The sequence below is a fragment of the Candidatus Mycalebacterium zealandia genome (assembly GCA_014075295.1).
Lineage (GTDB): Bacteria > Desulfobacterota_D > UBA1144 > Nemesobacterales > Mycalebacteriaceae > Mycalebacterium > Mycalebacterium zealandia.
This window is the reverse complement of sequence record CP046180.1, coordinates 950,183-964,694: the sequence shown is the minus strand read 5'-3', so window position 1 is coordinate 964,694 and position 14,512 is coordinate 950,183. Positions and strand designations below refer to the sequence as shown.

Genomic DNA, 14,512 nt, shown 5'->3' with positions numbered 1-14,512 from the left:
GCCATGAAAAAACTCTCAGTTCGTTCTCAAATAGAAATTCTCGGAAGCCCCCCGTCTTTTGTCCGTCTTGTGAAACCCTGCGCGGTTGGAGACGGAATTGTTTCGCTGTCCGGAGAAAATAAAAAACTCCATCGGCAGACGTATGACAAAAAACGTCTGGATTATCGCGTCTGCGTATTTGTTCCCGCTTCGGGAGCGGCAAGTAGAATGTTCGCGGACTTGACCGCTCGGGACTCCGGCGCGCTTGAAGAATTCACGCGAAATATCAAAAGATTCGCTTTCTATGAAGATCTTCAAATCGCTTGCGCGCGCTTGCGCCGGAGCGATGTTTCCTCTCTTGCTCCGGACGAAATTGCGGAACTTGTCCTCTCCGCGCAAGGACTTGGATACGAGGGGTTTCCAAAGGGGCTTGTGAAATTTCACAGATACGACGGCGTTTCCACAACGGCTTTTGAGGACTATTCCCAACTCGCGCGCGCCTACGCAGACGAAATTCATTTTACCGTTCCCACAGGTTTTTCCGATGAGGAAAAAAACCGCCTCACACAATCGGGAGACGGGTTCACCGTATCATTCTCCACGCAGGACCCACGAACCGACACGGTCGTTCTTGATTCGGACGGCAATCTTCTTACGGATGAAAACGGCGAAACGGTTTTGCGCCCCGCCGGGCACGGCGCTCTGCTTGAAAATTTCGGAGCAGTTGAAGCGGACGTTGTTTTTATTTCAAACATAGATAACATCGCCCACGCCTCGCGCATGAAAAATCCCGAAAGCGACAGAAAAGCGCTTGCGGGTGTTTTGATTGAAGAGATGGAGAAAACCCCTCAGGACAAGCCGTTTCGCGTTTGCGGAGTCGTAAAAAACACGGGCGAGCCGGGCGGCGCGCCGTTCTGGGTTCGGGACTCTTCGGGCTGCGTCAGCAAAAGGATTGTTGAGTCCGTTGAGGTTAATCATTCGGACTCCGCGCAGGAGAAAGTCTGGTGCTCTGCGACTCATTTTAATCCCGTTGATATGGTCTGTAGCGTCCGTGGCGCGGACGGGCGGAAATTCAATCTTCAAAATTATACGGACGACTCTTTTATGGTTGCCGACAAAACATTTCAGGGGCGTCCAATCAAAGCTCTGGAAATGCCGGGTTTGTGGAACGGCGCAATGGCGGGTTGGGAAACCGTTTTTGTGGAGATTCCCGTTGAAAGTTTTAATCCGGTAAAAAATATTTTTGACTTGTTGAGCGATTGCCATCAGGATTTACAAAGTGAACGAAACTGAACAATCTGAAAATTCGCGCGTTTTTTGCCTGCTCATGGCGGGTGGAGACGGTAAGAGGCTCTGGCCCTCTTCGCGGCGGTTTTACCCCAAACCTCTTTTTAGTCTGCAAGGGCGCGATTCCCTTCTCCGGGGGGCGGTCGGTCTTTTTTCATCGCTTGATTTTCTGTCTGAAATCACTGTGCTTGCGGGTGCGCCACATGAAAAGGCTCTTCGTTCTCATCTTGGTCCGGTTAAAGCGCACATTTCAACCGAGCCGCTTTCAAGAAACACCGCTCCGGCAATCACTCTGGGAGTTATGAGCGTTTTGCGCGAATTTGAAGAAGAAGATGAGGACGCGATTTTTGTGGTTTCCCCGTCCGATCATTTAATCGGCAACAAAAAACAGTTGTCTCACGCTTTGAAAACCGCGATTGCCGCGGCGGAAAAAGGGCTGATAATCACAATCGGCGCCACGCCGACCCGGCCCGAAACAGGATACGGCTATATTGAAAAGGGCGTGGACACGGACGATGGTTCGGGAAAGGTTTTCAAGATAAAGCAGTTTGTTGAAAAGCCCAACTTACAGACCGCACGCAAGTATGTGAAGGACTCTTTTTTGTGGAACTGCGGAATCTTTGTTTTCAAAGGGCGGGTTATGATGGAGGAGATGAAAAAACACGCTCCGAAGGTTTTTTCATCGGTGCGCAAAGCGCTTTCAAAAGAGAACTCTTTTGGCGTTACGGATGCGGAGAGTTACGCGCGGTCTCCCAACATATCAATAGATTGTGCCGTCATGGAAAAGACTGATTTGGGAGCGGTTATTCCGGCAAGTTTCGGATGGAATGACGTTGGTTCGTGGGAGTCCGTCTACAACCTTTCGGAAAAGGACTCAAGCGGCAACGCTTTGAGCGGGGATGTTGTGATTCAGGAGTCCGAAAACTGTCTTGTTCGCGGCGACGGGCGGCTGGTTGTTGTTCACGGACTGAAGGATGTCGCAATTGTCTCAGAGCAGGACGCTTTGTTTGTTTCCGACATAAAAAGCAGCGGGGAAATCAAATCCGTTGTTGACACGCTAATCAGCGAAAAAAGACCCGAAGCTCTGCGCCCTTTTTCTTCCAGACACGGTTGGGGTTCTGAAGAAACAATTGAAAAGGGATGCGGTTTTTCGGTTAAGAGCGTTACTGTTGAGAAAAAAATGGAGTATGAGCCGGACCCCCCGGCCGGCCGTCTGATTGTTCTTGAAGGCGAAGCGACAGCAACGCTCGCGAACAAGAGCGTAGTTTTGTCGGAAGGGGATTTGCTTGAAATTCCCGAAGACGTTCCTTTGCGTGTCAAAAACGGCGGGAAATCCGTACTTCGCCTGCTTGAGATCTCTTTTGGGACGAATGAGTAGTTTCTGTTAGAATAACTTTCCAACCGGAGAGGTGGCCGAGCGGTTGAAGGCGCTCGCCTGCTAAGCGAGTATACCTCACAAGGGTATCGAGGGTTCGAATCCCTCCCTCTCCGCGGATATTCATTTTCAAATTCAAAGATTACTCATATGAAATTCGGAGTGGTGCGGCTTTTGCCATTTTCAATTTAGTATTTATATTCAGAAACGGGGGTTTCTTTCAATGAGCAAATCAAACTACATGTTTCTTAGCAAACTGTTTTTCTTCGGCGGGATTGTCTCAATTGTTCTTTCTCTGAGCGCATGGTTCTTTCAGGGTGGAATGAGCGGAGAGATTGAGGTTAGAGCGTCTGCGGAGCGTCTCGGTATCTTTGTGGGGCTCTGGGCTCCCACTATGCTTGCGCTTTCAACCTGTCTGCGCCATATGGGCAGAGACAAATCCTGAAACGCGGATGTTCAAATCCGTTCACAACAAGGTATGGGCTTTTGATGTTGAGTGGGTTCCTGACCCGCTTGCCGGACGGCTTGTTTATGACCTGCCGGAGGATATGCCGGACGCCGAGGTTATGGGCGAGATGTGGAAAAGAGGAGGGGCGACCGATGAAAACCCCAGACCTTTTTTAAAAACCATTCTGTGCAAAGTTGTTTCCCTCTCAATGGTTTCAAGAAAAAAAGAAGGAGAGGATGTTACGGTTCATCTCCATTCGCTTCCGCAAATTGGCGAGACTGCGGAAGACAAAAAGAGCGAAAACCGTATAATCCGCGATTTTCTTGAATCTGTCGGCAAACACAAACCTCAAGTGGTTGGCTACAACTCGGTGCGTGCGGACCTGAGAATTCTTGTGCAGAGAGCCGTTACAAACGGGCTTTCCATTCCGTCTTTCGCGAAAAGACCGGACAAACCGTGGGAAGGCGCGGACTATTTTTCCGGTTTCAGCGAATGGAACGTGGATATGATGAACATAGTGGGCGGCAACAAATCAACGCCTTCACTCAATGAGCTCGCGCGGCTTTCGGGTATTCCGGGCAAGATGGGTGTTGACGGCAACGAAGTCGCTCCGATGTGGCTTGAAGGACGGATTGACGACATAGTCAGATACAACGAGTTTGACGCTCTGACGACCTATCTTTTGTGGCTACGTTTCGCGCACTTCGGAGGATTCTTTAACGCTGACCAATACGCGCGTGAGCAGGAACTTGTTATGGAAATGATTGAAATCCAAGCCGCTTCAGGATGCAATCATCTGAACAATTACATCAAAGAGTGGAACAGACTTAAAAGCGCGGTTTCATAACGGGGGTTCAGGAGAGCGCGTCTTTGAGCAGTTTGTAATCAATGCTGTCTATGAGTGCTTTCCAACTTGCTTCAACCACATTTTCCGAGACGCCCACCGTATTCCAGACGGTTGTGCCGTCTCCCGATTCAACAAGAACCCGCACCACCGAGTCTGTGCCCTTGATGGACGACACTACGCGCACTTTGTAGTCTTTGAGCGTCATTTCCCGAATCGTGGGAAAAAACCTTTCAAGCGCCTCCCGCAACGCTTTGTCAAGCGCGTTCACGGGTCCGTTTCCGAGCGCTTTCACTTTTTCAAATTTCTCATCAACCTTGACTGAAACTTCCGCGGACGATATGGGCTTGCCGTCTCTGCCCTCACGCTCAACGGCGGTTTTGATGTTTTCCACAAAGAAAAGTTTTTTATACAAGCCCAGATGTTTTCTCACAAGAAGTTCAAATGACGCTCCGGCCCTTTCAAATTCGTATCCCTTGTTTTCCAACTCTTTGAGATTTTGCAGGATTTCCACAACCCGTTTGTCGTTTGAATCTATCTCCACTCCGAACTCCGCCGCTTTTGAAATGATGTTTGCTCTGCCCGAAAGGTCTGAAACCAGTACTCTTCTGCGGTTTCCCACAAGAGAGGGATCTATGTGTTCGTATGTTTCGGGGTTTTTGCGAACCGCGCTCGCGTGAAGCCCTCCTTTGTGCGCGAAAGCGCTTGCGCCGACAAACGCTTTTTTCTTCAGAGGGTTGAGGTTGGCGAGTTCGTTGATGAAATGAGCGGTCTCATAAAGTTTTTCCACTTTACCGTTTGTGATGCAGTCCATTCCAAGTTTGAAGCAGATGTTCGGTATGATTGAACAGAGGTTGGCGTTTCCGCACCTCTCGCCGTAGCCGTTCATTGTTCCTTGCACATGGCGAACTCCGTTTTTGATGGCGTACAGTGTATTGGCAACTCCATTTTCGGTGTCGTTGTGGAAGTGGATTCCCAGAGGCGGGTCTCCGCCGAGCAGTTTTTTCGTTTCCAACACGGTTTGCTCAACCTCCCACGGCATTGAGCCGCCGTTTGTGTCGCACATCACAACGGCATCGGCGCCGGCATCAATCGCCGCACGCGCGGCGGCAATTGCGTAATCCGGGTTTGCCTTGAAACCGTCAAAAAAATGCTCCGCGTCAAAAAACACTGTTTCCATTCTCTCTTTAAGATATTCCACGGTGTCGCTTATCATCGCGAGGTTCTCGTCTTCGGTGGTTTCCAGGACAGTTTCAACCTGAAAATCCCAACTTTTGCCCACAATCGCCGCAACTGAAACGCCGGTTTGAAGAAGCGACTGAATGTTGGCGTCCCCTTCGCACGAAACTCCGGCGCGGCGGGTGCTTGAAAAAGCGCTTACTTTCGCGTTTGCCGTGTTCAGTTTGAGGGCGCGCTCAAAATACTCCCTGTCGCGGTCGTTTGAGCCGGGCCAGCCGCCTTCTATGTAATTGACGCCGAGGTCGGCGAGTTTCTCCGTGATTTGGAGTTTTCCCTCAACCGAAAACGATATGTCTTCGCCTTGAGTGCCGTCCCTCAGTGTTACATCGTATATTTCAACGGTTTCGCTCATTTTTTCTTTCCGCTTTTCTTTTTTCCGCCGAAAAATTCGTCATGAAGCGCGCGCACGGCGCGTGCGGTTTCTCTCTCCTGCACTATGCACGAGATTTTTATTTCCGAAGTGCTTATCATCATTATGTTGATTTTCTCACGCGCGAGCGTTTTGAACATTCTGGAAGCCACTCCCGAATGAGACCTCATTCCGATGCCGATGAGTGAGATTTTCGCTATGTTGTCTTCGGATTCCACCTGCCTTGCGCCGATTTCCTTTGACAGTTTGCGAGTCGCTTTTGAGGCTCTTTTGAATTCCACGCGCGGAACCGTGAAGGTAACGTCGTTGACTCCGTCATGACTGATGTTTTGAACAATCATGTCCACCGATATGTCTTCGCTCGCAAGAACCGAGAAGATTTTCGCGGCGATTCCCGGCTGATCGGGAACATCCGCGATTGTAAGTTTCGCCTGATTTTTGTCCGAACTCACACCTGAGATTATCGCCTCTTCCATTGACTCCATCGAACTTTCCTCCATAACCAGCGTCCCTTCTTTTTCCGGCGTGTTCATGGGACGCACATGAAGGGGAATTGAGAATTTGCTTGCGTGCTCAACCGCTCTTGCCTGAAGAACTTTTGAGCCGGCGCTCGCCATTTCGAGCATCTCTTCGTAGCAGATTTTATCCAGCTTTCGCGCATCTTTGCACACCAGAGGGTCTGCGGAGAAGATTCCGGCAACATCCTTGTAGAGTTCGCAGGAATCTGCGTCGAGAACGGATGCGACCGCGACCGCGGTCAAATCCGAGCCTCCTCTGCCCAGAGTTGTAACGTTTCCATCATCGTCAACGCCCTGAAATCCGGCGATTACAACAACCATTCCCGAATCAAGCGCTTCTCTGATTTTTCTGTCGTCAATGGTTTTTATCTTCGCGCCGCTGAACACATTGTTAGTTGTAACACGAACCTGATGTCCCTGGAAAGAAACCGCTTCATGCCCGAGTGACTTTATTTTCATGCACAAAAGCCCCGAAGAAACCTGCTCTCCGCTTGAGATAATGACATCAAGTTCGCGCCGGTCTGGCGGGTCCATAATTTTGCGTGCAAGGTTTGTGAGCCGGTCGGTCTCGCCCGCCATCGCGGACACAACCGCCACAATACGGTTGCCCTGTTTTGCGCGCTTGATAATGTTTTCCGCGACCTTTCCTATGGAGCCGATGTTGGAAACGCTTGCTCCGCCGTATTTTTGAACCACGAGACTCATTGTTCTACCCATTTGTTAAAGGGCTTATTATAACAGTGTCCGGCGTGATTAGAGGAGATTTCCCGATGTATGAAAGCCATTCGGAAAGCGGCGGTTCCCCCGTTTTCCACAAAAGTATGTAAAGTAGTCAGGTATTCATCCACCGGGAGGAAATCTTTATGAGTTCTTATATTCTCGTTCACGGAGCTTGGCACGGCAGTTGGTGTTGGAACAAATTGACACCTCTGCTTGAAGTGGCGGAGCACAGTGTGGAAGCGCGTGATTTGCCCGGTCATGGAAAAGATACGACGCCACCCGAAGATGCCACTCTGGAAGCTTATGTCAACAGCGTCTGCGACCAACTTGACCGGGCGAAAGAACCGGTGGTTCTGGTCGGGCACAGCATGGCGGGCTGTATTATAAGTCAGGTGGCGGAAAGGCGTCCGGACAAAATACGGACTCTTGTTTACGTGGCGGCGGTTCTGTTGCAAAACGGTCAAAGTTTGCATGATGTCATAAGCAAAGACGAAGAGTCGCTTGTTCCTCCCAACCTTGTTGTTTCCGAAGACGAAAAAACCGTTCTCCTCAAAGATGACATGATAAAGCCCGCGCTTTACGCGCAGTGTTCGGACGAAGATGTCGCTCAAGCGAAATTGCTTCTCACAAAACAGGCGCTGGCTCCTCTGGTCACGCCGGTTGAAATAAGCGACGGGAATTTTGGCAGTGTCAAACGCGCCTATGTTGAATGTTCAAAAGATCGCACTTTCAGTATCAAAAGTCAGCGTATGATGCAAAGCGCGTTGCCTTGCGACCCCGTGTTCACGATAGACACGGACCACTCGCCGGCAATGTCCGCAGTTGAGGAACTGTCACGGCATTTGCTGTCGCTTGCCTGATTAGGGCTGTTTCCGCGTGGAGATTTTAATCTCGCGTCCGTTTGTGTTTTTTTCTGAAAGCGCGATTTCAATTTTGACCGTGTCCCGCGCAAACCCCGGTGGCAGATTTTCCGCCCATTCAACCACGGTTACACCTTCCCCGGCGAAGATGTCCGCAAAACCGAGTCCGGCAAATTCATCGGGCGCGGGATTTCTGTAAAGGTCAAAATGGAAAAGCGGCATATTCGGGAGGCGCGTTTCATAGCGGTTCATAATTACAAAAGTCGGGCTTGCGACAATTTCTTCCACGCCAAGCCCACGCGCTATTCCCCTTGCGATAACAGTTTTTCCCGCTCCGAGTCCGCCGTAGAGCAGAACCGCGTCTCCTACGTTTAAATCCGCCGCGATTTTGCGTCCGAGGTTTTCGGTTTCCTCCTCGTTGGACGTGATAACTTTCGTTTCTCCTTTCAAAACCGCAAAAACCTCAAATGACCGTGAAAAACTGTCCGTCCGCTTTTGCGATTGCGGCGAAAGCCGCGGACAAAACTCCGGACACCGCGCCCGCTCTGACCGCCACTCCGCCGGACTGTCGCGCCGCAATGTCTCCTGCGAGCCCATGCGCGAAAACTCCAAGAATACAAGCGTCCCGCGCGCAGTACCCTTGAGCGAGAAGTCCGCCGATAATCCCGGCAAGAACGTCACCCATTCCGCCAGAAGCCATTGCGGGATTGCCCGTAGGGTTTATAAAAACAGCGCCTTGCGGGCAAGCCGTTACGGTTCGTGCGCCCTTTAGAACTACAAAGCAGCCGGTTCGCGCCGCCAATTCGCGCGCGGAGCCAATTCTGTCCGCCTGTATGTCCGAGGTGGTTTTTCCGCAGAGCCGCGCCATCTCGGCGGGGTGGGGCGTCAACACGGTTTCGCCCCGGATTTTGTCAAAGATGCCGGGATTTTCAGCCGCTATATTCAAGCCGTCAGCGTCTATGACGATTGGGCAGGAAGCCGCCGCCACAATTTCGGACAGAAAAAACGCGGTCTGCTCAGATGTTGAGATTCCCGGACCGGTTACAAGAGCGCTTTTGCCCGACAGTATTTCCTTCGCTTTTTGCACGGACGGCTCTCCGAAACATCCGTCCGATTCCTTAATCGGCTCGCTCATTGCCTCAACAACTTTCTGTTCGGCGGACGCGTGGACGCTTTTCGGAACTCCGAGAGTTACAAGCCCCGAGCCCGCGTTGACCGCCGCTTCGGTCGCGAGAACCGCCGCGCCGGATTTCCCCACGCCTCCCGCGAGAACAAGCGTGTGTCCGTATGTGCCCTTGTGGGAGTCGTCCGCTCGCGGATGCAACAGTCCGGCGCAGGTCTGGTAAGTGGTAATTTCGCAGGCGATTCTCTCTTCCAAACGGGGAGGGGTTGTAATTCCCGCGACAAAAATCTCGCCCGCGTGCTCAACCCCCGGGTGAATGGATATGCCCACTTTTGGAACCACGAAGGTTACGGTCGCGTCCGCTTTGACGGCTTTGCCAAGAACGGCTCCGGTGTTTGAGTCTATGCCGGACGGAACATCCACCGAAAGACACGGGCATTTTGAAGCGTTGATGAAATCTATCAATCCGGCATCCGCCGCGCGAACTTCGGATTCAAGTCCCGTGCCGAGCAGAGCGTCAATTATGAGGTCGCATCCGACAATCTTTTTCTCCAGTGTTTTTTTCGGGTCTTTTCCAATTTCAACGATTGGAATTCCGCTTTTTTCCGCGGACTTCAGGTTTTCAAGGGGTTGTTTTGAGTATTCGGCTGTTTTTTTTGAAGTGTAAACGGTAACTTTCTTTCCCTTGGCCGCCAGATGCCGCGCGGCGACAAAGCCGTCTCCGCCGTTGTTGCCGCCTCCGCAGACAACGGCTATTTTCCGGGCTTCGGGAAATTTTCTTTCCGCCGCCAGACAAACGGCGCGCCCGGCGTTTTCCATAAGCACGTTTACGGAAATCCCGTGCTCATCAACCGACGCTCTGTCTATCTCGCGTATTTCCTCTCTTGTAGCGGCTTTCATTAGCCAGATTGTAACAGGCGCGCGAGATTGCCCGCAAGGAGTTATTGATTGAAACGGCTCCGCTCGTATGATATTCTGCAACAATGCTTTCGATTAGAGAAGGTGCGGCCGGTATAGCGAAATACGCTTACTCCAGAGCTTCCGGAAGACCCATACTTGCGAATCTTGAAGTTACAAAACTTTGTAACGCGACCTGCGATTTTTGTGATTACTGGCAGACGCGCCACGAAGTCCGCCTTGACGACTACCGACCCGTGATGCGGAAAATCAACCCGCTTGTTACGGTTGTAACCGGCGGCGAGCCAATGCTCAGGAAAGACCTCCCGGACATTTTCAGCCAAATCAAAGAGACTTCCATTTACATTTTCACCTCAATGGTTACCAAAGGCGACCTGCTTGACATCGGCAAGGCGCGCGAACTTTTTGACGCCGGAATGGATCAGATAGCCATTTCGCTTGATTTTCCGGGTGAGATGCACGACCAATACAGGGGAATCAAAGGGCTTTGGAATCACATTTCCGAACTTATGCCTCAAATGGCGGAGGAGTTTCCGGACAAAAGCATCATAGTGAACACCGTGATAATGGACGACAATCTGGACGAGGTTTTGAACATTGCGGACAAGGCGAGAGAGTGGGGCATAGGCATATCTTTCAGTTCGTATTCCGTTATGAAAACAAACAACGAATCACATTTGATTGACTCCAAACACGCTGGGCGCGTGAGAACGCTTATTGATGAAATTATTGAAAGAAGGCGCAAGTGGAAGGGGACTATTCTTTCGAGCGAATATTACTTGAATCAAATCCCCTCATATTTTGAGCGCGGTGGCGTGCCGGATTGCACGGCGGGAATTGAGCATCTGCAAATCACTCCGAGCGGCCACATAAAACGGTGCAGTGAAATGCCCGTTGTGGCGCACTGGTCTGAATATGAACCGGGAATGTTTCAGCCCACAAAATGCGAAGCGTGCTGGTTCAGTTGCCGCGGCGAAACGCAAGCCCCGCAAACAATGAGACGCGCCCTTGAATACATGGGCGTTTGGATTTAATTTCCGGCACTTCCTTAATCAGATTTCCGTCCCCGTTGCTCATTGTTTCCTTTTTAAACTCCACACAGTTCCCTCAGCACCGTCTTCAAGAACAACGCCTTTTTCCGCTAGTGTGTTTCGGATTTCGTCCGCTTTGCTCCAGTCTTTTTCCTTTCTCGCGGCTTCTCTTTCCGCTATAAGTCCGGTGATTTCGTCTTCGGATATTTCCGCGTCCATCGCGCCTTTCTTATACTCGTCGGGGTCGCCGGCAAGTATTCTCACGACACCCGCGAATTCCTCTATCGCGCCAAGCGCGGACGCAATCGCGCCCGAACCGGCGGGGTTTGAATCAAGCGAGCGGTTGATTTCCCTTATGAGGTCAAACAGATGACCTGTTGCTTCGGCGGAGTTAAAATCATCAAGCATCGCGCCGAAACTTTTTTCTTTGAATTTTTTTACAGACTCGGCAAGTTTGCCGTCATCGTCGCCGTCATTGCCCGCCGCTTTTGCCCGTCCGATTGTTTTGTAAAGCCGTCCCAGAGACGCTTCGGCCTCATCAAGGGCTTTTTCTGAAAAATCCGCCGGATTGCGGTAGTGGTGAAGCAGGAAGAAAAGGCGAATCGCTTCGGGAGACCATCTTTCAAGCGCCTGTTTGACCGTGAGAAAATTATCAAGCGATTTGCTCATTTTTTCTCTGTTTATCTGAATCAGCCCGTTGTGCATCCAGTATTTAGCGAATCCGCCGCCTGCGGCTTCGGACTGCGCAATTTCGTTCTCGTGGTGCGGAAAAATCAAATCTTTCCCGCCGCCGTGTATGTCAAAATCCATTCCAAGATATTCCATGCTCATCGCGCTGCACTCTATGTGCCAGCCGGGCCGTCCTTTCCCCCACGGGCTGTTCCAACTCGGTTCGCCGGGCTTTGCCGCCTTCCAGAGCGCGAAGTCAAGCGCGTCTTCCTTTTTTTCGTTCAGGTCTATGCGCACCGCTTCAAGCATTGAGTCAAGAGTCCTGCGCGACAGTTTGCCGTATTCGTTGAACTTTCTAACCGAAAAGAAAACATCTCCGTCCGATTCGTATCCGATTCCGCTTTCAATAATTTTCCCGACAAGCGCGACGATTTGCGCCATGTGGGTGGTAACCCTCGGCTCAACATCGGGCGTGCGGACGCCGAGCGCTTCCATATCCTCGCTGTAATCTTTAATATAAGTTTCGGTGATTTCCTCGCATGTTTTGCCTGTTTCATTGGCGCGGTTGATGATTTTGTCGTCAACATCGGTGTAGTTTCTCACAAAAGTAACTTCATAACCCGTATGGATGAGAAACCGCCTTATGACATCAAAAGAAACCGCCGAACGCGCGTGCCCGAGATGGGCTGAGTCATACACTGTGGGCCCGCAAACATATATGCCGACCTTGCCGGGGTTTTTCGGCACAAAGGTTTCTTTCATCCGCGAAACCGTGTTGTAAAGTTTGATTTCAGGAAGTTTGCTCATAACCGCACATCGGTGATTTTGAAGTTGAGTTTTGCTTGTCCGTTTTGAATGTAAGGCACGTAATTAAGTAGGTTAGGGTCTGAGAAAGAAACATAAAAAGACATTCCGGGCGTAATTGGTCCACCAGAGTTTGCTCTTAACACAAGCGGGTCATATCCCGCAAGTGCGGCGCAACCCTCTTTTTTCAAATTCTTTGCGTCTGCAAGAGTGGCAGCGAGCAGATATGAATGCATCTCAAAAGCGTGATTTGCCGTTACATGGCCGATTTCGTGTCCGATGACTGCGGCGGCTTCGTCATCATTGCAGAACTCCATAAAGCCGAGATTGGCGAACACAAAAGTGCCGCCGGTGACAAAAGCATTGAAACTTTTTTCTGGCAATAGGACAACTGTCCATTTCTCATCGCGAAGGTGGCTGACTTTGTGAACACGCTCAAAGATTTTTTTCAAACGGAGGTATTGGGAACGGCTGACCCTTTCGTTGATATTGCTACCGTATTTTTTGATAGTGGAAAGAGCGGCTGAATCTGCCTGCTTTATTTGCGCCTTCCTGTCTTGAAGACTGAGGGAACGAAGCCCCGTAATCTTGTCCTTTTCCGTTACACTCTCGGTTACAGAATGGAGAAATTTGTCAATTTCGCCAAAAATGCCAGCGTGTGTTACGGGCGTGATGGCAAGCGTGACCGCAATGATTACGGCGGCTGTTCTCATATCAAATCTTCACCGCCGTCAACGCCGATAACATTGCCCGTTACCCAGTCCGCTCCGCTTTGCGCGAGAAGGGCTATTGTTTTGGCAACATCCTCGGTTGTGGTCAGCCGCCCGGACGGATTGACCCGCATGGCGTTTTCAACAAGTGCTTCGTTTCCGGGGATTTTTCTGAGCGCGGGCGTGTCTGTTACACCGGCTCTTATTGAGTTTGCGGTGATTTTTTTCGGCGCGAGTTCAACGGCAAGTTGGCGAATGTGGTGTTCAAGCGCCGCTTTTGCCGCCGAAACGGCTCCGTATGTGGGCCATACCCTGTGGCTTCCCGAACTTGTCATCGCGAAAATTCTGCCGCCTTCGCCCATGAGTTTTCGCGTTACAACGTCCTGCGACCAGTAAACAAGGCTGTGCGCCATCACATCAAGCGTCATATCCATGTTCTTGTTTGTGAGCATTTCCTCCGGCTTGTCCGAAACGTAGTGTTTGAGGGTTCCAAACGCGAGCGAGTGCAGAAGAACCTTTACCGGACTTTCCGCGCCGGCCGGCCCTGCCAGAGAATCCAGAACCTCCGCGCGCTTTTCCGGGTCTGCCGCATTGACGTTGAAAAACAGCGCTTTTGCTCCTTCGGATTCAATAGCGCTTTTAATCTTTTCCACGTTTCCCAATCCGGCTTTTCTGTCCAGATGGACTCCGCAGATATTCATTCCGTTTTTCGCGAGCTCAACCGCCGCCGCTTGTCCGAAACCGCTTGACGCGCCTAAGATGATAGCCCATTTCTTTTGAGTGTCTTTTGCCATGTGAACCGCCTTGAATGAAATTTGATGGGGCGTGTAAACCCGACCTTTCTATCAATATATATTCACAGTAATAGAGGGGAAATTCAAATTATGTGGTTTCTTAAACTTTGTTGACAAAACTCCGTGTCTATCTGTAGAATGAGTGGGAGTTCAGTAGGAGGGAATATTATAATGAAAAAGTCTTTATTTTTCGCGCTTGTTGTGGCGCTTGCCTTGTCTTTTAGCCCGAGTGCCAAAGCAGATGTTATGGATGAAGGTGCTATGGATGAAAATGGTAGCATGATGTCCACGTATATGTCGGACGGCAACAAAGAATTTGTTCTTAAGAGCGGCTACTACTACCAGAAGGCACGTATGGCCGGACCCGATGCTGAGGAGCACGGGATGTCCATGGGTTTTGAATTGTCGCGCTTTATTGGCGGCAACAGTGTTTTCGGTTTGAATTTTCTTTCAAGTTTAAGGTTTGAGCCGGACCTCATGATTGGTTTTGCTGATGTGGCGGACCACACTCTCAATCATTTCTCTGCGCCAGTTTTTGTGCAGTTTGATTTCCCTATGGAGACGAACCCGGTGGAATTGTCGGCCGGAGTGGGAACGGGTCTGTTTATTTACGATCTCGGAGACCAGATTTCCAGAGAAGATTTCATGCCGGTGATTGGCAAATTTGCCGTTGACTATGTTAAACGCGACGGCTTGAAAATGGGTGTGGCGGCAAAGGGGCATTACGTTATTAACCGCGCCACAGGTCCCGTCAGCAAATTGTGGGGACTGTCTGGGGTTGCCAGAATTTCCTTTGTGTTCTGATAAGCAAGTCGATTTCTGA

General features: G+C 50.6%; 14 protein-coding genes and 1 tRNA gene. 8 read left to right on the top strand and 7 right to left on the bottom strand.

The window, feature by feature from the left end; all coding sequences use genetic code 11:
• Nucleotides 1–3: 3 nt before the first annotated feature.
• The 5 genes from GKS04_04865 (at nt 4) to GKS04_04845 (ending at nt 3,936) form a co-directional block, all read left to right on the top strand.
• The gene (locus GKS04_04865; protein ID QMU56463.1) at nt 4–1,272 is read left to right on the top strand and encodes a DUF4301 family protein; all 1,269 of its coding nucleotides are present in this window, start codon (nt 4–6) and stop codon (nt 1,270–1,272) included.
• Nucleotides 1,259–2,644, top strand: coding sequence for a cupin domain-containing protein (locus GKS04_04860; GenBank protein ID QMU56462.1), 1,386 nt, complete (start codon nt 1,259–1,261; stop codon nt 2,642–2,644). Before GKS04_04865 ends, GKS04_04860 begins: the two co-directional genes overlap by 14 nt.
• Nucleotides 2,645–2,669: 25 nt before the next feature.
• Nucleotides 2,670–2,757, top strand: a tRNA-Ser gene (locus GKS04_04855).
• A gap of 107 nt (nt 2,758–2,864) precedes the next feature.
• Complete coding sequence (locus GKS04_04850) at nt 2,865–3,086, top strand: hypothetical protein (GenBank protein QMU56461.1); 222 nt, start codon at nt 2,865–2,867, stop codon at nt 3,084–3,086.
• A gap of 7 nt (nt 3,087–3,093) precedes the next feature.
• The gene (locus tag GKS04_04845) at nt 3,094–3,936 is read left to right on the top strand and encodes a hypothetical protein (GenBank protein ID QMU56460.1); all 843 of its coding nucleotides are present in this window, start codon (nt 3,094–3,096) and stop codon (nt 3,934–3,936) included.
• A gap of 7 nt (nt 3,937–3,943) precedes the next feature.
• Here the strand turns inward: GKS04_04845 and GKS04_04840 are convergent, their stop codons facing one another.
• On the bottom strand, nt 3,944–5,524 hold the full coding sequence (locus GKS04_04840; protein ID QMU56459.1) for a citramalate synthase: 1,581 nt from the start codon (nt 5,522–5,524) through the stop codon (nt 3,944–3,946).
• Nucleotides 5,521–6,765, bottom strand: a complete 1,245-nt coding sequence (locus GKS04_04835; protein QMU56704.1) for an aspartate kinase — start codon at nt 6,763–6,765, stop codon at nt 5,521–5,523. The genes GKS04_04840 and GKS04_04835 overlap by 4 nt, the downstream gene beginning before the upstream one ends.
• Before the next feature lie 158 nt (nt 6,766–6,923).
• On the opposite strand from GKS04_04835, the gene GKS04_04830 reads away from it, so the two are divergent.
• Nucleotides 6,924–7,640 carry an alpha/beta fold hydrolase gene (locus GKS04_04830; GenBank protein ID QMU56458.1) on the top strand — a complete coding sequence of 239 codons (717 nt, stop codon included), beginning with the start codon at nt 6,924–6,926 and terminating at the stop codon, nt 7,638–7,640.
• Here GKS04_04830 and tsaE read toward each other — a convergent pair whose 3' ends face one another.
• Both tsaE and GKS04_04820 read right to left on the bottom strand, forming a co-directional pair.
• Complete coding sequence (tsaE, locus tag GKS04_04825) at nt 7,641–8,237, bottom strand: tRNA (adenosine(37)-N6)-threonylcarbamoyltransferase complex ATPase subunit type 1 TsaE (GenBank protein QMU56457.1); 597 nt, start codon at nt 8,235–8,237, stop codon at nt 7,641–7,643.
• Nucleotides 8,104–9,663 (bottom strand): NAD(P)H-hydrate dehydratase, encoded by a 1,560-nt coding sequence (locus GKS04_04820; protein ID QMU56456.1) that lies wholly within the window; start codon nt 9,661–9,663, stop codon nt 8,104–8,106. Before GKS04_04820 ends, tsaE begins: the two co-directional genes overlap by 134 nt.
• 83 nt (nt 9,664–9,746) lie before the next feature.
• Between GKS04_04820 and GKS04_04815 the strand changes: the two genes are divergently transcribed.
• Nucleotides 9,747–10,715, top strand: coding sequence for a radical SAM protein (locus tag GKS04_04815; GenBank protein ID QMU56455.1), 969 nt, complete (start codon nt 9,747–9,749; stop codon nt 10,713–10,715).
• A gap of 39 nt (nt 10,716–10,754) precedes the next feature.
• Here the strand turns inward: GKS04_04815 and GKS04_04810 are convergent, their stop codons facing one another.
• From GKS04_04810 to GKS04_04800, 3 genes are read right to left on the bottom strand one after another with little or no spacing between them, the layout of a single operon-like run.
• Nucleotides 10,755–12,188 carry a cysteine--tRNA ligase gene (locus tag GKS04_04810; protein ID QMU56454.1) on the bottom strand — a complete coding sequence of 478 codons (1,434 nt, stop codon included), beginning with the start codon at nt 12,186–12,188 and terminating at the stop codon, nt 10,755–10,757.
• Nucleotides 12,185–12,898 carry a M48 family metalloprotease gene (locus GKS04_04805; protein QMU56453.1) on the bottom strand — a complete coding sequence of 238 codons (714 nt, stop codon included), beginning with the start codon at nt 12,896–12,898 and terminating at the stop codon, nt 12,185–12,187. The genes GKS04_04810 and GKS04_04805 overlap by 4 nt, the downstream gene beginning before the upstream one ends.
• Complete coding sequence (locus GKS04_04800; GenBank protein ID QMU56452.1) at nt 12,895–13,689, bottom strand: SDR family oxidoreductase; 795 nt, start codon at nt 13,687–13,689, stop codon at nt 12,895–12,897. The genes GKS04_04805 and GKS04_04800 overlap by 4 nt, the downstream gene beginning before the upstream one ends.
• Nucleotides 13,690–13,860: 171 nt before the next feature.
• Between GKS04_04800 and GKS04_04795 the strand changes: the two genes are divergently transcribed.
• Nucleotides 13,861–14,493 carry a hypothetical protein gene (locus tag GKS04_04795; GenBank protein ID QMU56451.1) on the top strand — a complete coding sequence of 211 codons (633 nt, stop codon included), beginning with the start codon at nt 13,861–13,863 and terminating at the stop codon, nt 14,491–14,493.
• Nucleotides 14,494–14,512 lie beyond the last annotated feature (19 nt).